Genomic DNA, 20,666 nt, shown 5'->3' on the forward strand with positions numbered 1-20,666 from the left:
TCGACCACCAGGGCGCCAACCGTGAGGAGCACTGGACCCTCTCGCTGGCCGAGCTGGAGAAGCGCGGGACGGCGTACCTGGAGAAGAAGCCAGACCTGACCAAGGAGAAGGTCGGCGCGATCACCAATGACCAGCCCGCCACCCACATCTACACCTCGGGCACCACCGGCCGCCCCAAGGGCTGCGCCCTCACCCACGGCAACTTCTTCGCCGAGGTCGACAACGCGATCGACCTCCTCTACCCGATCTTCCGCGCGAAGACCGACGAGGAGGCGTCCACCCTTCTCTTCCTCCCGCTCGCCCATGTCTTCGGCCGGATGGTGGCGATCGCGTGCATGCGGGCCCGGATCCGCGTGGGCCACTCGCCGAGCTTCCGGACCGAGGACCTGCTGGCGGACCTGAAGTCGTTCCGGCCGACGTTCCTGCTGCTCATCCCGTACGTCCTGGAGAAGGTCTTCAACACGGCCCGCGCGTCCGCCGAACGCATGGGCCGTGCCTCCTCCTTCGACCGTGCCGCCGCCGTGGCCCGCCGCTACGGCGAGGCCCTGGAGTCCGAGCAGCACGGCACCGGCCCCGGCCCCACCGCCTTCCTCAGGGCGGCCCGCACCTTCTACGACCCCCTCGTCTACCGCCGCATCCGCAACGCCCTCGGCGGCCGGGTCCGGTACGTCATCTGCGGCGGCTCCCCGCTCGGCCGCCGCCTGGCCGCCTTCTTCGCCGGCGCCGGCATCGACGTCTTCGAGGGCTACGGCATGACGGAGACCACGGCGGCCGTGACGGTCACCCCGCCGGTCCGCCCCCGCCTCGGCACGGTCGGCTGGCCGCTGCCCGGCACACGCGTGCGCATCGCCGCCGACGGCGAGGTACTCCTGCACGGCGGCCAGATCTTCCGCGGCTACTGGGACCCGCAGGCCGGCGGAGTCGTCCCCACGGGCCCCGACGGCTGGTTCGCCACCGGCGACATCGGCCGGCTCGACGAGGAGGGCTACCTCACCATCACCGGCCGCAAGAAGGAGATCCTGGTCACCGACAGCGGCAAGAACGTGGCCCCGGCCCCGCTGGAGAACTGGCTCCGCTCCCATCCGCTGATCGCCCAGGCCATGGTCATCGGCGACCGCCGCCCCTACGTGACCGCCCTGCTGACCCTCGACCCCGAGGGCATCACCCACTGGCGCCAGATGAACGGCAAGCACGCCGTGCCCGCGGAACTCCTCGTGGACGACCCGGAACTGCTCAGGGTCCTCCAACGCGCCGTCGACGAGGCCAACCGCCTGGTCTCCCGCCCCGAGTCCATCCGCCGCTTCACCGTCCTCCCCGGCGGCTTCACGGAGGAGGCGGGCCACCTGACTCCGTCGATGAAGCTGCGGAGGGAGACGATCGAGGAGGCGTTCTCGGCGGAGATCGAGGGGCTGTACGAGAGGTAGGGACGACCGACCGGCCGCCCCCGGGCGAGCGACCGGCCGCCCCCGGTGGCGGGCCCGCGGCCTCAGACGGGGGCTGTGCGAGAGGTAGGGACCGCCGACCCGCGGCCCCGGATCGACGCCCGCGGCCTCAGGCCCCGGATCGACGCCCGCGGCCTCAGACCAGCAGGTCCTTGTAGTAGAAGCTGGCCTTCTTGTCGGTCAGCGCCTTCGACTCCTGGGAGCCGAAGCCGATGTGCAGACGGACCGCCGCCGGGTCGGCGGTGTCGGGGATCTGGACGGCCAGCCCTTCCGGCTCCCGGTAGTAGAGGCTCTCGCCCGCCTTGCTGAGGCTGCGCTGCACCACGGTCCCGGTGTTCCAGTCGATGGAGGTGACGTAGGTGTTGCTCTCGCTGGTGCGGTTGCCGGCGGAGTCGTAGGTGTAGGCGGTGCCGTCGAGCGTGTAGAGGTACTGGCCGAGCGAGGCGTAGCCCTGGAAGGTGGGGCCGGTGAGGACGGCCGGCTGGGTGAGGGTGGCCAGCGGTGTGAACGTCCTCGCCTTGAAGGCGGCGAGGTCGTAGAGGCTGTACTTCCAGGTTCCGCCGACGCGGTGGCGGTGCGCGATCCGGTTGTTGACGGGGTCGATGGCGACGGTGTTGTGGTCGGAGCCCGGCACCGGGTCGAAGATGCTGATCAGCTGCGAGTCGGGCGTGAGGACGGCGCCGTTGGTGAACTTGAAGCGGGCGATCTTCGTGCCGTAGCCGACGTTCTGGCTGTCGGCGAGGGCGTTGGTCTCGGTCCACAGGTAGGCGCTGTTGCCGGAGGGTTCGGCGGCGATGGAGACGCCGTGGCCGAAGCCGCGCAGGTACATGCGGCCGATGATGTAGCCCTGCCAGTCGAGGCGGGTGACGCACAGGTCGCCGTTGGTTTCGCGTTCGGTGCCGGTGTAGGTGCGGCTCTCGCCGGGGAGTTGGCGTCCTGCCTGCACCAACTGCACCGTGTAGAGGTGCTTGTTGGTGTTGTCGAAGGAGAAGGACTGCAGGATCCGTACGTCCTGGAGCAGGATCTCGCGGAACCACTCGTCGGAGGCGTCGGTGAGGTCGAAGCGCTTGGACGAGGCCACGGCCGCCGCGGCGCTGCCGGCGCCGGCGAGCACGGCGGAGCCCAGCAGGGCCGCGCCGCCGAGGCCGACGGCGCGCTTGAGGATCTGTCTGCGGCTCGGTCTGCCTGTGTCGGCGCTCATGGTGCTGGAGCCTCCCCCTGGTTGCGTGTGAACAGCCGCTGGATTCAATCACCTCGGCGTCGGGTGCACCAGACCTGTTCTCGCAGGTCAGACCACTAGTGGCGAATTGGTTCCCGGTTGTGACGCGAATCACATATGTAAAGGGTAGGTAAGATCACGGTTCGTGTGGATCATCCGATTATGTGGGGCTACCTCGGTCGATGAGGGACCACTTACCGTCCACCGGTGATCTGATCACCATCTGGCGTGAACCTTGCGTTCGGCCTGGCGACAGGTCGGTTCGTAGACGCGCCGGGGGCTCCCGGCTCCGGCTGGGTGGGGGATGGGTCCGTGCGACTGACGCGCAGACGTGGCACATGGACGAGCGGCGCCCGCGCCGCACGGACGACCGGCGTACGGGGCAGACGGGCCTCGTTGGTCCTGGTCACCACCCTGACGGCCTCGCTGCTGGCGGTGCCGGCCATGGAGAGCGCGGCCTACGCCGCCGGCCACGCGAAGGCCGGCCGCAAGCAGCCCGTGAACGTCCCGGCCCAGCCCGCCGGAGGCGTCCCGCGCGACCGCGCGGAGGCGACCCCGACGAAGCCGGCCCGCACCGTCTGGCCGAAAAGCGCGCAGGCCCGGGTGTCGCTGTCCGGCCTGAAGTCCGGCAGGAAGGTCCCCGTCGCCCCCACGGGTCCGGATGGGGAGGGCAGGGCGGCGGCGGTCTCCGTGGGCCCGCCCCCGGCGACCGCCAAGTTCAGCGCCCAGTCCGCCAAGACCTCCGTCCCCGCGAAGGTGGACGTGAAGGTCCTGGACCACAAGAGCCTGGCCGGCGTCGGCGGCGTCGGCCTCGGCGTCGAGGTCACCCGGCGGGACGGCACGGCCACCGCCGGCCCCGTCCAGGTCACCTTCGACTACTCCGGCTTCAAGTACGCCCACGGCGGCAACTTCGCCTCCCGCCTGCGCCTGGTCGCCCTCCCGGCGTGCGCCCTGACCACCCCGAAGGCCAAGGGCTGCTCCCCGGGCAAGGCCAAGCCGGTGCCCGTCACCAACGACGTGGCCGACGGCACCCTCACCGCCACGGTCCAGGCGGACGGCGACCCGACCGCCGACCAGCCCGCCCTGCGGGAGAGCTCGGGCCTGTCCCGGTCGACCATGGCATCCACGTCCTCCGCGACGGTGTACGCGATGACCTCCGGGTCGTCCTCGGAGGCGGGTGACTACCGGGCCTCGTCGCTGAAGCCTTCGGGGTCGTGGAACGTGTCGGTCGGCTCCGGTGCGTTCACGTACAGCCTGCCGGTCGAGGCGCCGAAGCCGCCCATGGGCGATGCTCCGTCCCTGTCGCTGTCGTACAACTCGCAGTCGGTCGACAGCATGACGTCGTCCCAGAACAACCAGGCCAACTGGACGGGTCTGGGCTGGGAGCTGGGTGGTGCGGGCTTCATCGAGCGCCGCTACCGGTCGTGCCAGGACGACGGCACGGGCTCCGGCTGGGTCGGCGACCTCTGCTGGGACTCGCCGAACTCCGACAACGAGCCAGACGGCGCCATGTACGTCATCCACTTCAACGGAGTCAGCTCCGCCCTGGTCCAGGACGGCAACGGAACGGGCGCGTACCACGTCCAGGACGACCCGGGCTGGCGGGTCCAGCATCTGACGGGCGGTCACGGCGCCGACGACGAGTACTGGGTCGTCTCCACCCAGGACGGCAAGCGCTACTACTTCGGCTGGGGCCGGGCCGAGCGCACCGGGGGAGCCACCTCCTCCGTGCTCACCGTTCCGGTCTTCGGCAACGACGCGGGCGAGCCCGGCTACAACGGCGGCATCGGCGTCACCGAGCAGGCCTACCGGTGGGGGCTGGACCGGGTCGTCGACCAGAGCGAGGTCGAGACCGCCTACTTCTACGAGAAGGAACAGAACCACTACCGGTCCGTCCTCCTCACCGACCAGGCCCGTGAGTACGATTCCGCCGCCTACCCGGTGCGCATCGAGTACGGCTGGGCGTCCCAGATCAGTGGTGCCCAACTGCCCGCCAAGGTCGACCTGAGCTATGTCGGCCGCTGCGTGGAGCGCATGGCGTACAAGGACCCGCTGGAGAGCGAGGCCGCCGGGCAGGTCTCGGACTGCCCGGCCATCTCCACGAACCCGGACTCCTATCCGGACGTGCCCACCGACCTGATGTGCGATCCGGACACCGACGACGGCTGCAAGACCATCTCGGGCGAGACCTATTCCCCCACCTTCTTCGCCACGAAGATGCTGTGGGACATCAAGACCTTCGTCCAGGACGACGACGCCGCGCCGTGGGACCCGGCGATGCAGTACCAGATGAAGTACGGCATGCCGAACCCCGAGGGAACGGTCGACAACACCCTGTGGCTCGACTACGTCCAGCGCAAGGGCTACGGCGACGGCGACGACATCACCCTGCCCACCATCAACATCAACGGTGAGTGGCGGGACAACCAGCTCGGCGGCGGCGTCCTCAACTTCCGCCGGGTCACCCAGATCCACGGCGACCTCGGCTCGTTCGTCGACGTCACCTACCGCGACTACGACGACCAGGACACCTGCGACATCGACAACCCGCCCTCCGAGTCCAACAACACCCAGGCGTGTTTCAGGCAACGCTGGGTGCCGGAGGGTTCCACCACGGAGCGGACGGGCTGGTTCAAGAAGTACGTCGTCTCCAAGGTGAGTGTCGACCCCGGACCCGGCGCGGGCTCCGGCAACGACGGCGCGCCGGTGATGACCACCACGTACGACTATGTGGGCAAGCCCGCCTGGGCCTTTCCCAACGACCCGCTGACCAAGGACGAGAACGAGTCCTGGACCGACTGGCGCGGCTACCAGCAGGTCGAGATCCACACCGGCACCAAGTCCAACGCGGCCTCCACCTACTACTGGCTGTACCGCGGCATGGACGGCGACCGCACCTCCAAGACCGACCCGTCGGCCACCCGCAACGTCACGGTGGACGACGGCGACAGCGGCCGTGCGCCGGTCGCCGACTCCCCCTGGCTCAACGGCAAGGTCCTCGAGACCAGCGACCGCGACGGCTCCGGCCAGTCCCACAAGCGGGTCTGGCAGCAGTACTGGGTCCACACCACGGCCCACTACGACGGTCTGCCCGACGCCCGCTTCGTCCGTGAGTCGCAGACCACCACCCACGAACTGACCTCCGGCGGCTGGCGCGAGCACATCGTCAAGGACGAGTACGACACCGCCGAGCCCGCCTCCACCAAGTACGGCCTGCCCCTGCGCACCAACGACTGGGGCCTGTCCGCGACCGACGACAACCGGTGCACCACCTACGGCCGGGCCTACAACACCGACTACTTCCCCGACTCCCAGGTCCAGCGCTGGATGGTCCTGCCCGACGAGACCCGGCACTACGCCGCCGACTGCGCGGCCCGCGCCTCGTCCAACCAGGACGCCTACGCGGTCACGCTGTACGACGGGGCCACCTCCGTCGCCGCCAACAAGCCGGGTGACGGCAACCCCACGGCGGTGCGCGTCTACACGGACGCCGACAGCTACCGGGAGACGACCGCCACGTTCGACCAGGCCGGCCGTCAGATCACGACGACCGACGCCAAGCAGAACACCACCACGACGACGTACCAGCCGGCGACGTCGTGGCCCGTGAACGGTGTCAAGGTCACCAAGCCGGACCCCGACGCCGAAGGTCCGAGCACCGCGACGAGCAGCACGACCTGGTACTCCAGGTTGTGGGGCAGCCCCTACCGGGTCCTGGACGCCAACGGCCGGACGACCCGCATGGTCGCCGACTCGGTGGGTCGCACGGTCCAGGTCTTCCGTCCCTCCGAGATCGGCAACTACCCGAGCGGCACCCCGTCGATCGAGTTCCAGTACGACGTCACCGCGGCGGACAACAGCGAAGGCGTGCCCGACCTGGTCTCGACCGTCCCGCCGAAGGTGACCACGAAGGTTCTGCAGTCCGACGCGACCACCCTGACCAGCCACACCTTCACGGACGGGCTCGGCCGGGTCCGCGAGACGCAGTCCCCCGCCCCGAGCGGCAGCGGCCGCACCGTGGTCTCCACCCGCTACGACACCTCGGGCAACGTCACCGGAACCAGCGCCGCCTTCCACAACTCGGGCGTGGCGGGGACCGACGGCATGGTGCTGCCGACCGTGGCGAGCCTGCCGTCCTACACCGACCTCGTCATCGACTTCGCGGGACGCACCACCGAGTCCCGGCTGATGGCGAAGGGCGACCCGCAGCTCCAGGGTCAGACGATCACGAACTACCACGGCGACTACACCACCACGATGCCCGCGGTGGGGGAGCGCACGAACACCTACACCAATGTGTTCGGCCAGGTCAGCAAGGTCGTCGAGTTCGGACCTTCGACCTACACGACGGCCTACGAGTACACCCGCAGCGGCCAGCTGTCGAAGGTCACCGACTCCAAGGGCAACCTCACCACCTACACCTACAACTGGCTCGGTGAACGGCTCACCAGCGTCGACCCCGACATGGGGTCCACCACGGTCACCTATGACGCCAACGGCAATGTCTCCACCGTCAAGAACGGCAACAACGCCGTCATCACCCACAAGTACGACAAGCTCGACCGGCCTGTCGCCGTGGAGAAGAACGGCACGGCACTGACCCGCAGGTCCTACGACACGGCTCCGGGCGGCATCGGACTGCAGGCCACCACGACGTCGTACTCCAACGGGTACGCCTACACCACCGCCGTGACGGGGTACGACGTCAACGGTCAGCCGACGGGCAGCCAGGTGGTGATCCCGGCGGACGGCTCCGGGTTGGAGGGCACCTACAGCCTCGGCTACGCGTACGACAGCGCCGGCCACATGACCGGTGTCAGCTACCCCGCGACCGCCGGGCTGCCCGCCGAGACGGTCACGACCAGCTATGACGCGTTCGGCCTGACCGAGAAGGTGTCCAGCGCCCTGGCCACCTATGTCAGCGCCACCGACTACGACGCCCTGGGCCGCCTCGCCGGGCGAAGCTACGGGACGACGGCCACCACGACGACGACGGCACAGCGCTCCTACGCCTACGACGACGCCACCGGCACCGGCTGGCTCAAGAACATCACCACGACCACCAGCACGAAGGGCACGGTCCAGAACGACGAGTACCTCCGCGACGCCGGTGGCCAGATCACGGACCTGACCGACAAGCTCACCGGGCAGCACCAGTGCTACACCTACGACGAGCTCAACCGGCTGTCCCGGGCCTGGACCACGCAGAGCACCAGCGGCTGCGCGGGTCCGTTCGCACCCGACCTCACCAGCAACCTCGACCCGTACCAGCTGGACTACAGCTACGACGGCATCGGCAACCTCCAGAAGGTCACCAGCACCACCGCCTCCGGCAGCAGCGTCCGTGACTACGTCTACCCCGGCTACTCGGCCGACCAGTCGACGTACACCCCGGGCGCGGCGCGTCCGCACGCCGTGAGCACCGTCAAGACGGCCACCGGCACCGACGAGTACACGTACGACGACGCGGGTCAGATGATCTCGCGCACCGTCGACGGGAAGGCGACGACCTACCTCTGGAACGACCTTCAGCGCCTCGTCGGCACGACCGGGACGTCGACCACCTCGTACGTCTACGACGCGGACGGCAACCTGCTCATCCGCAAGGGCGGCACCGGCAGTGTCCTCTACCTGGGTGACCAGGAGATCCGCAAAGCGACCAGCGGTACGCCGAAGGCCACCCGCTACTACTCCGACGGCGGCACGATGGTCGCGATGCGCGTCGCGACCGGCAGCGGCAGCAAGCTGTCGTGGCTGATGGCGGACTCCCAGGCCTCCACCCAACTGGCCGTCGACAGCGCGACGGGTACCGCGACCCGCCGCAAGTACTTCCCGTTCGGCGCCCAGCGCGGAAGCCAGGCACTGCCGAGCGGCACCGACCGCGGATTCGTGGGCAAGGCGGAGGACGCCGACACAGGGCTGTCGATCCTCGGCGCCCGGATGTACGACCCGGTGCTCGGCCGCTTCCTGAGCCCCGACCCGATCACGACGCCGTACACGCCGCAGAACCTCAACGCCTACAGCTACTCGGGCAACAACCCCGTCGCCTCCAGCGACCCGAGCGGTCTCTGCCCGAAGGACATCTGTGACGGCTACGGCCAGTTCACGCACACCACCCAACCCGCGATCGTGTACGACAAGGGGTTCCAGACGGACATCGTCTACGACACCTCGGGGAACAAGTACCGCATCGGGGAGGACAAGAAGGCCAAGACCTACCTGGAGGAGAAGGAGACCCGCCAGTACCTGAACGACAAGCTCAGGCAGAGCGGAAAGTTCTCCGACGGCAGTGGCGGCGGCTCCGGCGAGGAGTACCGCCCGGTGAACCCGATCAAGGGCCAGAAGCGGGGCAACGGTACGGCGGATCTCGTACGCCTGACCTGGAAGGACGGACGGCTCGTCGGTGTGACGGCAGTGGACGTCTACACCCCTGAACCGGGCAAGGCGGACACCGGGTCGATGATCAAGAGCATCGCCAAGAAGGCCGATCAGGCCAGCGAGGTGGCCGTCAACGCCAAGCACATCACCCAGGCGCAGGCCGAGGCGCTGGGGAAGGCCCTGCCCGAGAACCTGCCCCTGGACGCGGTGCACGTCGTGCGGATCGAGGACGACTACAGCAGCACCTACAGCCGCTCCAACGGGACGCTCGGACCCAAGCCGCCGGCGCCGCCCAAGGCGCCGGGCGCGGACACCGGCTCGGGCAGAACCGGCACTCCGGCACCGGAGTCCGGGTCCCGCCTCGGCGGGGTGGGGCGCGGTCTGTTGCGCGGATCGGGAGTCCTCGGCGAACTCATGTGGTGGTACGACGCCTACGAGGTCCTCACCGGGCAGAACCAATGCCCGTGGCCGATGGAGTGCGTGACACCCATGGAGATCTAGAGTGCGAGGGGACCGGCCGACACCGGTCCCCTCGCGGTCGCGAGCGTCACGAACACAGGGAAACGGAAGAACGATGCGGGGCGACCCCATGGACACGCTCGCTGCCGAGCTGGGCGTGCGTGCGGAAGACGTCGTGCGGGCCGCGACCCCGAGAGGGAGCGTCCTCCTCGGCTTCCCGTGCGAGCCGAAGGCGTGTCTGGACGTGTGGCGGCGTGCCCGCGAGCGGTACGCGACCACGGGGCTGTGGCCCTTCGTCACCCATACCTCGCCCCTCGACTGGGAGTGGGCGGACGCACCGGGTGACAGCCACACCGACCAGTACCACGGGCCGATTCTCGACCGGCTGACGGAGCTGCAGAGGAGCGAGCTCCTCGAAGAGGCGGCCCTGTTCGGACCGGCCCGGGCGTTCCCGGCCCCCGTCCGCGACCTGGAGGACTTGGCCAGGCGCCTCACCGGTGCCGCCCCGGCGGCCGCCGCATCACCACCGCGCTCCGCGGACGAACGCCTCGCCACCTTCTTCGCGGCACCTCCCGAGTGGATCTGCCTCGTCCCCACCGAGGACCCGGCCCTCCTCCCGGAACTCCTCGACGCGCCGGACACGCCGAATCACACCCCGTTCCCCGGCCGGGAGGGCCTCTCCTACCGGGATCACGCGGCCGTCCTGCGGGAGTGGCACGACCGGTACGGTGCGGAGATCTGCTACCTCGACACCGACGCGGTGCTGCTCTCGGTCGAGCGCCCGCCTTCGGACCCGTACGAGAGGGCACGGGTCGCGATCGAGCAGTACGCGTACTGCCCCGACTTCGACCAGTTCCTGGGCGGACTGCCCGAGATCGCCGCCCACCAGGTACCGAACCGGGCCTGGTTCTTCTGGTGGGACTGAGCACCACGCACCGGCACGGGGGAGCCGGCGGAGCCTCCTCGTGAGGCACCAGCACGTGCGGCCGCACCGCCCGACTGCCGCGAGCGTCGGCCGAACTCAGGCCGCCGGCAGGCCCGTGGCGCTACCGTCCCCCCATGGGGCAGGACGCGAATCAGGTCGAGGCCGGTGGTAACGGTGCGATCGGCGCCGGGCGGGACGTGCATGCCGCGACGACGGGCGACCACAGCCCCGCGACGTACATCGAGAAGACGTACATCGAGAACCTGTACGTGCAGCCGCTCCCGGCGCGGGAAGTCGAGCCGCCGCCCGACGGTGAGACCGAGCAGGCCGCGTTGAAGCAGTACGCGGTGCGCGTGCGGGAACGCTACGGCCGGCTGGACCTCGACGTGCTGATCCCGACGGAGGAGGGCGAGCACCCGCCGGTCGCGCTGCGTGAGGTGTTCGTGTCGCCGCTGGTGCGGGCCGACCCGCCGCCCGTCGAACTGCCCCGCGACATCCTCAACCGCCTGGTGGAGACGGGCGACTGGCCCGCCGAGCTGCCACCCGGCGTGGAGCAGGAGTCGCTGGAACGGGCCCGGCAGGCGTACCAGGAGCGGCCCGCGCGGGACGTGCTCCACCTCCTCGCCGCCCGCGACGCCGACCGGCTCGTCCTCCTCGGCGACCCCGGCGCGGGCAAGTCGACACTGGCCCGGCACCCCCTCCTCCACTCCCGGGCGACGACGGACGACGACGAGACGGTTCGGCTGGAGGCGACCCGAGCGGTGGCGGCGGCCGAGGCCCTGGCACCGCTGACGGATCAACTGCCGTGAACTGCGGCCCACATAGTCCGGGTTGCGCTGCAGATTCCGCGAGGCTCTGTTGATAGGGGGTCGTGCCCTATGGGATGTGGGTGCTGAGAAACCGAGGTGCAGGATCCGGGCTCACGTCCCTACCCTCGGCTCCATGCGCCAGGAATCCGCCCTGCTGAACGTCATCGATGTGGAAGCCACCTGCTGGGACGGACAGCCGCCGCCCGGCTCCGTGAGCGAGATCATCGAGGTCGGGCTCACCGTCGTGGACGTATCCGCCCGGCGCCGTGTGTCCCGGCACCGTCTCCTGGTCCGGCCTGCCCGGTCGGCGGTGAGCGACTTCTGCACCGAACTGACGGGACTGACTCAAGCCGAAGTCGAACGGGGCGTCACCTTCGCGGAGGCCTGCCGGATCCTCGTCGAGGAGTACGGGGCCGGGGAGCGTCCCTGGGCGAGCTGGGGCGAGTACGACCGTCTGCAATTCGCCCGGCAGAGCCAGGCCGACGGGGTGGCCTACCCGTTCGGCTATCCAACGGAGCGCACCCACACCAACGCCAAGGCCGTTTTCGCCACGGCGTACGAGCTGCGCAAGAAACCCGGCATGAAAAACGCCCTGCAGATCGCCGGACTGCCACTGGAGGGACGCCATCACCGCGGCGAGGACGACGCGTGGAACATCGCCGCGCTCGTCCTCGATCTACTGGACCGCGGCGCATGGCCCGTCACGGCGACAGTGGGCTAGTGAGCGTTCCGCTCCATCAAAACGTGAGGCCGAGGGCGGCAGCCTCGGGGCCGGATGAGCGCGGTGTTGTCCTTGGTGGTGCTTTCCGGCCTTGTCGGTTCACCCTTCTCAATCCACCAGGTCCGCCGCCGTCAGCAACCGCGTCAGATCCGTCCTCGACCGCACCTTCAACTTCCGGTAGATGCGGGTGAGATGCGCCTCCACCGTCTTCCTGGACACGAACAGCGACGCCGCCGCCTCCGTGTTGTTCAGGCCCCGCGCGATCGCCCGTGACACCTGGAACTCCTGGGGTGTCAGCTGGCCCAGGACCCCGCCCATGCCGCCGGAACCCGACCCGGCCCCGGACGGGGCGGTGGTCGGCAGCCCCCCGGCCGCCGCCAGTTCACTCGCCGCCCGCCGGGCCCACGGCACCGCGCCCAGGCGCTCGAAGCAGGCCAGGGCGGACGACAGGGGCGCCCGCGCGGCTGCCGGGCGCCGGTAGCGGCGTAGCACCTCCGCCTCGCACAGCAGCGTCCGCGCCCAGTCGAACGGGCCCGTCGTCCGCCCGTGTGCCTTCAGCGCCGTCCCGAAGCACGCCTCCGCCTCCTCCGGTGTCCCCGCCAGCAGGCCCCGTACGCGTGCGGCCGCCGCCTCCGCCGAGGCCAGGCCCGTCTCCCTCGCCCGCTCCTCCAGCCAGACGACCACCTCACCGGCCCGCGCCGCGTTCCCGGCCCGTACGTGTGCCTCCGCCAGGTCCGCCGCGAACGGCACCACCTCCGGGTTGCCGATGCCCTGCTCCACGGCGAGTGACAACGTTTGCTCCAGCTGGTCGGCGGCCGCCTCGTGGTCGCCGTACGCCAGGGCCGACAGGCCGAGTACGGCCGTCATGTGGAACTCCTGGCAGCCGATGCCGTACGCCCCGCACTCCCGCCGCGCCCGCGCCACATGCTCCTCGCACTCCACGCGGTCGCCGCGCAGCGCCTCCAGGCGGGCCAGGCAGTACAGGGCGTAACTCACGCAGGTGAGCTGACCCAGCTCCTCCGCCCAGCGCAGCGCCTCCGTCAGGTCGCCGCGGGCGGACGCCCACTGGCCGATACGCGTCTCCAGTTCGCCCCGTACGGCGAGGGTGAAGCCCAGGACCCCGACCGCGCTGTGCCGTCGCGCCGACTCCACCGCCGTGTTGAGCAGACTGCGGCCCCGCGTGAACTCCTCGACACGGCTCCACGCCTGCCCGGCGATCGCGTACACCTGCTGGTCGCGTACGGGGTCTCCCGCGCCGTGCCGGTCGGCGGACTCCAGCATCGCGCGGCCCTCGGCGGTGCGGCCGGCCATGACGAGGGCGCCGCCGAGGAGGGTGAGGCTGTACCAGCGTTCGGGGCCGGACTCGGAGGCGAGGGCCAGGGACTCCTCGGCGACGCGTACGGCCGCCGGGACGTGGCCGTCGAGGCGGGCGGCGGCCGTTGCCTCGGCGAGGAGGAGGCAGGCGCGGGTCGGGTCGCTGTCGCGTACCGCGTCGGCGGCGTTCACGAGGAGGCCGTACGCCTGCGCGGTCTCGCCCTTCCACGTGTACATCCGGCCCAGCAGGCCCTGGATCGCGGCGCGCATCGCCGGGTCGGGGGTGATGCGGACGGCCTCCTCGCACCACTGGGGCCCGGCGGGGGAGCCGCTGAGCAGCGCGTCGGACGCGGCGTTGAGGAGGCGCCCGGCGCGGGCGGCCGGGTCGGGGGTGAGGTCGGCGGCCCGGCGCCAGGCCAGCGCCGCCTCCCCGAACGCGCTGCGGCGCCGGGCCTCCAGCGCGGCCTCCGCGAGCGCGGCCGCCGTGTCCTCGTCGGGGCCGGGGGTCGCGGACGCCCGGTACCAGGCGTGCAGCGGGCCCGTGCTCACCTCGGCCAGCGCCTGGAACGCGGCGTAGCGGAGGGCGAGGGGCGCACGGCCCAGGACCAGGGCGCGCAGCACCGGATGGTGGAAGTCCAGGCCGTCCGCCGTCGCCGTGATCAGGCCGTCCTCCTCCGCGGGGGCGAGGGCGTCGAGCGACAGCCCGGCCGCCTCCAGCGCCTTCCGCAGCGGGCCCGCCGCCGTCGAGCGGCCGGCGGCGAGGACGACCAGCGCCCGGCGGGCCGGGTCGGGCAGCGCGTCGATACGGGTCGCCCAGGCGCGCTCCAGGTGACTGCCGAGGGACGGCGGGTCCAGCAACGGCCGCTCCCCCCGCGCCTGTTCCTCCGTCAGCCCGCTCGCGATCTCCCGCAGGGCGAGCGGGTTGCCGCCGCTGATGCGCACGAGGTCCGCGAGCACGCTTGGCGCGACGGTGACCTTGGAGGGGCCGGTGGATGTGCCGGGGGCGGTGACCGTGCCGTGGCTGGCTGTGCCAGTCCCGGTGGCCCTGGTGGGACCACTGGCCGTGCCGGTCCCGGGGCGCGCGCCGGCGCCGTTCAGCAGCTCCGCGCACTCCTCCGCCGTCAATCCGCCCACCTGCACGGCCGGGATGCTGCGGCGCGGCCCCGACTCCCCGTGGTCCTCGCGGGAGCCGAGCGCCAGGGCGACGCGTTCGCTGGAGAGGCGGCGGGCGATGAACAGGAGGACGCGCTGGGAGGAGGGGTCCACCCAGTGGAGGTCGTCGACGAGGACGACGACGGGACGCTCGTCGCCGAGCGCGGCGAGGACGTTCAGGGCGCCCATGCAGGCGGCGTACGGGTTGCCCGGCGGGTCGGCGGGGTCACCGCCCAGCGCGAGACATGACTCCAGGGCGGCGCGCTGCGCTCCGGGGAGTTCCCTGAAAAGGGATGAATAGGGCATGAGGAGGTCGCCGAGGGTGGCGAACGGGAGCACGGTCTCGGTCTCGATGCCCCGGGCCCGCAGGAGCGTCGCCGGTGCGGAGCCCGACGTTCCGGCCGCCGCCCGCTCCGCCGCGTAGTCGAGGAGAGCCGTCTTGCCGATGCCGGGCTCGCCCCACAGGAGCAACGCCGCCCCACCGGCCCCACCCGCCACGAGCAGGTCGTCCATCAGCCGGCGTTCCCGCTCCCGACCGACGAGTCCCCATAACAATGCGCCACCCCCTGGTGCCCGCCTGTGCCCGCCCCGCGTCGTCCATCATGCCGCGCGGAGGGCGGGCCAAGAAGGTCGAAGCCGGGATCGGTCGGGGCGAGATGTAGGGACTTCCCGGAAGCGGGCCCGATCCGTCCGGGGCTTCAATGATGTCTCGCGGGACCTCGTTGAACGGGGGATCGGGGAACCGCGCAGCACAGGGAATCAAGGGGAACAGCAAGAGATCGGCAACAGCAGGAATCAGGAACAGCAGGGAATCAAAGGGGATCAGTGCAAGGGGGAAACCCCGGAGGACTTCCCGAGGGATTCAGGGGACCGAGGGAAGCCCAGGGGATGAACCAGGTCGCGGAACAAGGGGGACGGCTCATGCCGGCATCCGTGGAACGCGGGGATCTCACCTCCGGGTCCGACCGGCAAGGCCGGCCGGACCCGCTCGACCGGCTCGACTCGGTCGAGATCAAGGTGACGTTCTCGGGTGCGGGCGCGGCCGCCGCGACCCGGGCGCTGGCGCCGGACACCGGGGGAGCCCGGCGCCGCGTCTACTTCTGTGAGGCTCTCGCCCGCTCCACGGCGCCGGGTCAAATGCCGCTTCTGGATGCGGGGTTGATCCTGCGCCTACGGGCGGGGAGCGGGCGGGTCGGGGCCGCGACCGCGGAATTGCGGCCCTGTCGCCGGTCCCGGCTCTCGGAGCGCTGGCTGCGCTTCCGTGAGCAGGGACCGGACTCCTTCCACCTCGCGGACACCTGGTCCGGCGACCGTCGGGTCCTGTCCGCCACCCTCGTCTCGGACTGCGACCGTACCGCGGTGGAGGCGGCGGCCACGGGGGCGAAGCCGCTGGAGCTCGTCTTCTCCGACCGGCAACGGGCCTTCCTCGCCGACTGCGCCGACGTCAGCGTCGGCTTCGGCTCGCTCGACGTCCTCGGCCCCGTCCACGCGGTCCGCCGACGCGGCGTACGGCTCGACCACCACGAGGTCACGCTGGAGCACTGGACTCTGGACGGCCGCCCGGAGGGGGCCGAGCCGCTGGAGTGGCTTGAGGTCTCCGAGCGCGTCGCCCCCGAGGGCGCCGAGGTCGTCCGGGCATCCCTCGCCGCCCTCCTGAAAGGCAAGGGCCTCGAACCCGACCTGGGCTCGGGCATCCGCGTCCGCCGGGTCCTGGAGGAACTGGCCGCCAGGGGCGGATAGCGCCTCGTACGGCTTCGCGCGTCTCGTTGGGGTTCCCGCGTCCCGTAGGGCTCCCACGTGTCGTACGCCTACGGCACGCCCAGTGCCCGCAGCACCCCCGCCGTCACCGCCGCCCCCAGCACCACCACCGCGAACGGCGCCCTTCGCCACGCCAGTACGCCTCCCACCAGCACCCCGGCGGGGCGGGCCCAGCCGGCGAAGCCGCCCGAGTCGGTCAGGGCGCCCGTCGCGAGCAGCGCCACCAGCAGCACCACGGCCGCGGCGGCCAGCAGCTCCCGGACCCGTGCGGGGACCTCGACCCGCCCGTGCAGCAGTGGCCCGGTGAGCCGGAGGGCGTACGTCCCCACCGCCAGGACCAGCATCGCGACGAGGACCCCGCCGCTCATGCCGCCGTCTCCCGCCGCGCCGAGGGCCGCCAGACGAGCAGGCCGGCCAGCGCGAGGAGGACGGGGACTCCCGTGGGGGTCAGCGCAGTGGCCGCCAGCGCCACCACCGCCCCGAGCAGCGCGGCCCGCCGTACCGGCGGCTGCTCGCGCAGGGCGGGCAGGACGAGCGCGGCGAGCACGGCGGGGAAGGCGGCGTCGAGGCCGTACGTGGCGGTGTCGCCCAGGGCGGACCCGGCGAGCGCGCCCGCGAGGACGCACACGTTCCACGTGGTGAACAGGCCGATCCCGGAGACCCAGAACGCGACCCGGCGCCGTACCGGATCCCGCTGGGCCAGGGCGAAGGCCGCCGTCTCGTCGGTGACGAGGTGCGCGCCCACCAACCGGGCGAGCCTGCCCCGGCCCAGGACGTCCGCGACCGCCAGGCTGAACGCCGCGTTACGGGTGTTGAGCAGCAGCCCCGTGGCCGCCGCCGCGAACGGGCCGCCCCCGGCCAGCAGGATCCCCACCGCGCTGAACTGCGCCGCCCCCGCGTACACCACGAGCGACATCACCACCGGCACCCACACCGGCAGCCCGCCCGCGACCGAGATCGCGCCGAAGGAGAGCCCGACGACACCGCCGGCCGCACACACCAGGGCGATGTCGCGGAGCAGCTCGGGGTCGTGGAAGTCCGGACGCCGGACGCGGCCTGTTCGGAGAAGCGAACGCATGTTTTCTACAATGAACAGCAGGCACCCTGTTCGTCAAGGCGAACGATCGTACTTCTGGAGCGAACGACATGGTCGACGCAGCACCCGAGAACGGAGCCGGGGAGGCGCGGGACGCCGGGAAACCCCCGGCGCGCCTCCCGCTCGACTGGATCGCCACCTCCCTCCGCCGGGAGCGCACACGCGCCGGCCTCTCCCTCTCCGAGCTGGCCAAACGCGCCGGGATCGCCAAGTCCACGCTGTCCCAGCTGGAGGCGGCGAGCGGCAACCCGAGCATGGAGACGCTGTGGGCGCTGGGTGTGGCGCTCGGGGTGCCGTTCAGCGCGCTGATCGAGCCGCCCGCGCCGGCGGTGCAGGTCATCCGGGCGGGGGAGGGGCCCACGGTCCACTCCGAGCAATCCAGCTACACGGCGGTCCTGCTCTCCGCGAGCCCGCCCGGCGCACGCCGCGACATCTACCGCACCCGGCTGGAACCGGGTTCGGTGCGGGAGTCGGAGCCGCACATCCCGGGGACGGTCGAGCACCTCACCGTGAGCACGGGCCGGGTGAAGGCGGGCCCGAGGGGTGAGGAGGTCGTGCTGGGGCCGGGCGACTACATGGCGTTCCGGGGCGATGTCCCGCACTCGTACGAGGCGCTCGCGCCGGGAACGTCGTTCGTGCTCGTCATGCAGCACGTCTGAAACACGCGGGCCGATCCGGAAGGCGCGCGCGGTCCATCTCGAAGACGCGGCACATCTGGAGGGCGCGGTCCATCTGAAAGACGCGGCACATCCGACAAATGCGGCCCATCTGAAAAAGGGCCGGAAAAAGGCAGGAGTCCCGTTGCCGTGCGGCGCGGGACTCCTTGGGTACTGCTTTCAGGTCCGGATCAGAGACTGGAACGGTCTCAGATGGCGGTGACGTTCTCCGCCTGGGGGCCCTTCGGACCCTGGGTCACGTCGAAGGAGACCTGCTGGTTCTCCTCAAGCGAACGGAACCCGTTGGCGTTGATCGCGGAGTAGTGAACGAAGACGTCGGGGCCGCCGCCTTCCTGGGCGATGAAACCAAAGCCCTTTTCGGCGTTGAACCACTTAACGGTTCCGGTAGCCATAAGCCCTCCTTGGGCCCAAAAGGGTCGCCCTGCTCCAGAACCTGCAAGTGTGAAACAGTGCCGCACAACTGCATACGTCTGAAAACGACTAGAGCCCGCGGTTACATGCTCCGCAGGCTCTGTACTGCAAGGGAAACCAAACTGCAACTTGCGGCGAGCCTAGCACGCGGGCAGCCGAAAGCAATAGAGGTCAAGATCACGTCACCCAGATGTTTGAGTGATCGTTGCGCCGGATTGACGACCGTCCCTCGATCGCCTCGTGCCCGCCGCTCGTACCCCGGACCCCGGACCGTACCTCATGAGGTCTAGTCTCGCGATGTGGACAATTCTCGCACCAGGCCGCGCGTAGGCCACATCCAGTTCCTGAACTGCCTGCCCCTGTACTGGGGGCTCGCGAGAACGGGCACGCTCCTCGACTTCGAGCTGACCAAGGACACTCCGGAGAAGCTCAGCGAGCAGCTGGTGCGCGGAGACCTCGACATCGGCCCCATCACCCTCGTCGAGTTCCTCCGCAACGCCGACGACCTGGTCGCCTTCCCCGACATCGCGGTCGGCTGCGACGGCCCGGTGATGTCCTGCGTCATCGTCTCGCAGGTCCCCCTCGAACGCCTGGACGGCGCCCGCGTCGCCCTCGGCTCCACCTCGCGCACCTCCGTACGCCTCGCCCAGCTGCTGCTGGCCGAGAACGTCGGCGTGCGGCCGTCGTACTACACCTGCCCGCCCGACCTCTCGCTGATGATGCAGGAGGCGGAGGCCGCCGTACTGATCGGCGACGCGGCGCTGCGGGCCAATCTGCTCGACGGCCCCACCTACGGCCTTCAGGTGCACGACCTGGGCGCCATGTGGAAGGAGTGGACGGGACTGCCGTTCGTCTTCGCGGTGTGGGCGGCGCGCCGGGACTACCTGGAGCGGAACCCGCAGGTCACCCGGCAGGTCCACGAGGCGTTCCTGGCCTCCCGCGACCTGTCCCTGGTCGAGGTCGCCAAGGTCGCGGAGCAGGCCGCCCGCTGGGAGGCCTTCGACGAGCGGGTCCTGGAGCGCTACTTCACCACCCTCGACTTCCGCTTCGGTGACCCGCAGCTGCGTGCGGTCGCCGAGTTCGCGCGCCGGGTCGGGCCCACGACGGGATTTCCGGCGGATGTGAAGGTGGACCTCCTTTCCTGAGTATTTCCTCCGTCGGCCACCGGGCTGTCGGAGGAAATTCGTTTGACGAATTCCGGGTTCTGTGGGATTGACGGTCGGCGTTCGCATTCCCCTTCGGGCGTACGGCACTACGCTGCTGGGGAGTCCTGGAGTGGACGCACGGGGGAGGGGTGGGGGCGATGCAGCCGCTCGACGTCGGCGAACCCACGGTCGTGGGTCCCTACCGGTTGCTCGGCCGGCTCGGCTCCGGCGGAATGGGCCGGGTCTACCTCGGGCGCAGCGCCGGCGGCCGCACCGTCGCCGTGAAGGTCGTGCACCCGCACTTCGCGCTGGACGAGGAGTTCCGCGCCCGCTTCCGCCGCGAGGTGGAGGCCGCCCGGCGGGTGGGCGGCGCCTGGACCGCGCCCGTCCTCGACGCCGACCCGGAGGCGTCCGTCCCCTGGGTGGCGATCGGTTACGCGGCCGGGCCCTCCCTCTCGGCGGCCGTGGCGGACGGCGGCCCGCTGCCCGAGCACACCGTCCGGGTACTGGGCGCCGGCCTCGCGGAGGCACTCTCCGCGGTCCACGCGCTGGGCCTGGTCCACCGCGACGTGAAGCCCTCCAACGTGCTGCTCACCGTGGACGGCCCGCTCCTCATCGACTTCGGCATCGCCCGCGCCACCGACGGCACGGCCTCCCTCACCTCGACCGGCGTCTCCATCGGCTCCCCCGGCTACATGTCCCCCGAGCAGATCCTCGGCCACGGCGTCACCGGCGCCGCGGACGTCTTCTCCCTCGGCGCGGTCCTCGCCTACGCCGCGACCGGCGAGTCCCCCTTCCCCGGCGACTCCTCCGCCGCCCTCCTCTACAAGGTCGTCCACGAGCCGCCCCGGCTGGACGGTCTGCGGGGCGACCTGCACGACCTGGTCGAGCGCTGCCTCGCGAAGGAGCCGGGCGCCCGACCCGCCCCCGACGAGATCGCCCGCGCCCTCGCCCCCGACGGCGCCGCCCGCCTGGTCACGGCCGGCTGGCTCCCCGGTTCCCTCGTCGAACAGGTCGGCCGCAGCGCCGTCCAGCTCCTCAACCTGGACGCGACGGAACCGGGCCCCTCCGGGCCGGTGGGATTCAGCAGCCCTTCGGTGGGGGAGCCGGGCACGCCGACGCCGACAGACGCCACGCCGGGCGGAGGGGTGAGCGGGATG

General features: G+C 71.0%; 14 protein-coding genes. 9 read left to right on the forward strand and 5 right to left on the reverse strand.

The window, feature by feature from the left end; all coding sequences use genetic code 11:
- Positions 1–1,424, forward strand: a 1,424-nt coding sequence (locus AOK23_RS18640; protein ID WP_055713826.1) for an AMP-dependent synthetase/ligase, incomplete at its 5' end; no start/stop codon positions are given.
- 154 nt (positions 1,425–1,578) lie between these two features.
- Here the strand turns inward: AOK23_RS18640 and AOK23_RS18645 are convergent.
- Complete coding sequence (locus AOK23_RS18645; protein ID WP_055713827.1) at positions 1,579–2,643, reverse strand: phage baseplate protein; 1,065 nt, start codon at positions 2,641–2,643, stop codon at positions 1,579–1,581.
- Between the two features lie 330 nt (positions 2,644–2,973).
- On the opposite strand from AOK23_RS18645, the gene AOK23_RS18650 reads away from it, so the two are divergent.
- From AOK23_RS18650 to AOK23_RS18665, 4 genes are all read left to right on the forward strand, one after another.
- Complete coding sequence (locus tag AOK23_RS18650) at positions 2,974–9,540, forward strand: RHS repeat-associated core domain-containing protein (RefSeq protein WP_240496441.1); 6,567 nt, start codon at positions 2,974–2,976, stop codon at positions 9,538–9,540.
- A gap of 88 nt (positions 9,541–9,628) precedes the next feature.
- Positions 9,629–10,423: a DUF4253 domain-containing protein gene (locus AOK23_RS18655; protein WP_079049551.1), complete on the forward strand. Its 795-nt coding sequence runs from the start codon at positions 9,629–9,631 to the stop codon at positions 10,421–10,423.
- Positions 10,424–10,557: 134 nt separating this feature from the next.
- Positions 10,558–11,232, forward strand: coding sequence for an ABC transporter ATP-binding protein (locus AOK23_RS18660; RefSeq protein ID WP_055713829.1), 675 nt, complete (start codon positions 10,558–10,560; stop codon positions 11,230–11,232).
- A gap of 133 nt (positions 11,233–11,365) precedes the next feature.
- Positions 11,366–11,953 carry a 3'-5' exonuclease gene (locus AOK23_RS18665; protein WP_206336234.1) on the forward strand — a complete coding sequence of 196 codons (588 nt, stop codon included), beginning with the start codon at positions 11,366–11,368 and terminating at the stop codon, positions 11,951–11,953.
- A 108-nt stretch (positions 11,954–12,061) separates the two neighbouring features.
- Here the strand turns inward: AOK23_RS18665 and AOK23_RS18670 are convergent, their stop codons facing one another.
- Complete coding sequence (locus AOK23_RS18670) at positions 12,062–14,932, reverse strand: helix-turn-helix transcriptional regulator (protein WP_063791360.1); 2,871 nt, start codon at positions 14,930–14,932, stop codon at positions 12,062–12,064.
- 408 nt (positions 14,933–15,340) lie between these two features.
- Here AOK23_RS18670 and AOK23_RS18675 point away from each other — a divergent pair, with 408 nt between their 5' ends.
- Positions 15,341–16,159, forward strand: a complete 819-nt coding sequence (locus tag AOK23_RS18675; protein ID WP_055713836.1) for a hypothetical protein — start codon at positions 15,341–15,343, stop codon at positions 16,157–16,159.
- A gap of 68 nt (positions 16,160–16,227) precedes the next feature.
- Here AOK23_RS18675 and AOK23_RS18680 read toward each other — a convergent pair whose 3' ends face one another.
- Positions 16,228–16,545 (reverse strand): AzlD domain-containing protein, encoded by a 318-nt coding sequence (locus tag AOK23_RS18680; RefSeq protein WP_055713832.1) that lies wholly within the window; start codon positions 16,543–16,545, stop codon positions 16,228–16,230.
- Positions 16,542–17,255, reverse strand: a complete 714-nt coding sequence (locus tag AOK23_RS18685) for an AzlC family ABC transporter permease (protein ID WP_079049550.1) — start codon at positions 17,253–17,255, stop codon at positions 16,542–16,544. The genes AOK23_RS18680 and AOK23_RS18685 overlap by 4 nt, the downstream gene beginning before the upstream one ends.
- A 68-nt stretch (positions 17,256–17,323) precedes the next feature.
- On the opposite strand from AOK23_RS18685, the gene AOK23_RS18690 reads away from it, so the two are divergent.
- Positions 17,324–17,932 (forward strand): helix-turn-helix domain-containing protein, encoded by a 609-nt coding sequence (locus tag AOK23_RS18690; RefSeq protein ID WP_055713833.1) that lies wholly within the window; start codon positions 17,324–17,326, stop codon positions 17,930–17,932.
- Between the two features lie 206 nt (positions 17,933–18,138).
- Here the strand turns inward: AOK23_RS18690 and AOK23_RS18695 are convergent, their stop codons facing one another.
- Positions 18,139–18,342, reverse strand: a complete 204-nt coding sequence (locus AOK23_RS18695) for a cold-shock protein (protein WP_043442843.1) — start codon at positions 18,340–18,342, stop codon at positions 18,139–18,141.
- 318 nt (positions 18,343–18,660) lie between these two features.
- Here AOK23_RS18695 and AOK23_RS18700 point away from each other — a divergent pair, with 318 nt between their 5' ends.
- Positions 18,661–19,506 (forward strand): menaquinone biosynthetic enzyme MqnA/MqnD family protein, encoded by an 846-nt coding sequence (locus AOK23_RS18700; RefSeq protein ID WP_055713834.1) that lies wholly within the window; start codon positions 18,661–18,663, stop codon positions 19,504–19,506.
- 158 nt (positions 19,507–19,664) lie between these two features.
- On the forward strand, positions 19,665–20,666 hold a 1,002-nt coding region (locus AOK23_RS18705; protein WP_157878078.1), incomplete at its 3' end, for a serine/threonine-protein kinase.

This window comes from Streptomyces torulosus, assembly GCF_001419765.1.
Classification (GTDB): domain Bacteria; phylum Actinomycetota; class Actinomycetes; order Streptomycetales; family Streptomycetaceae; genus Streptomyces; species Streptomyces torulosus.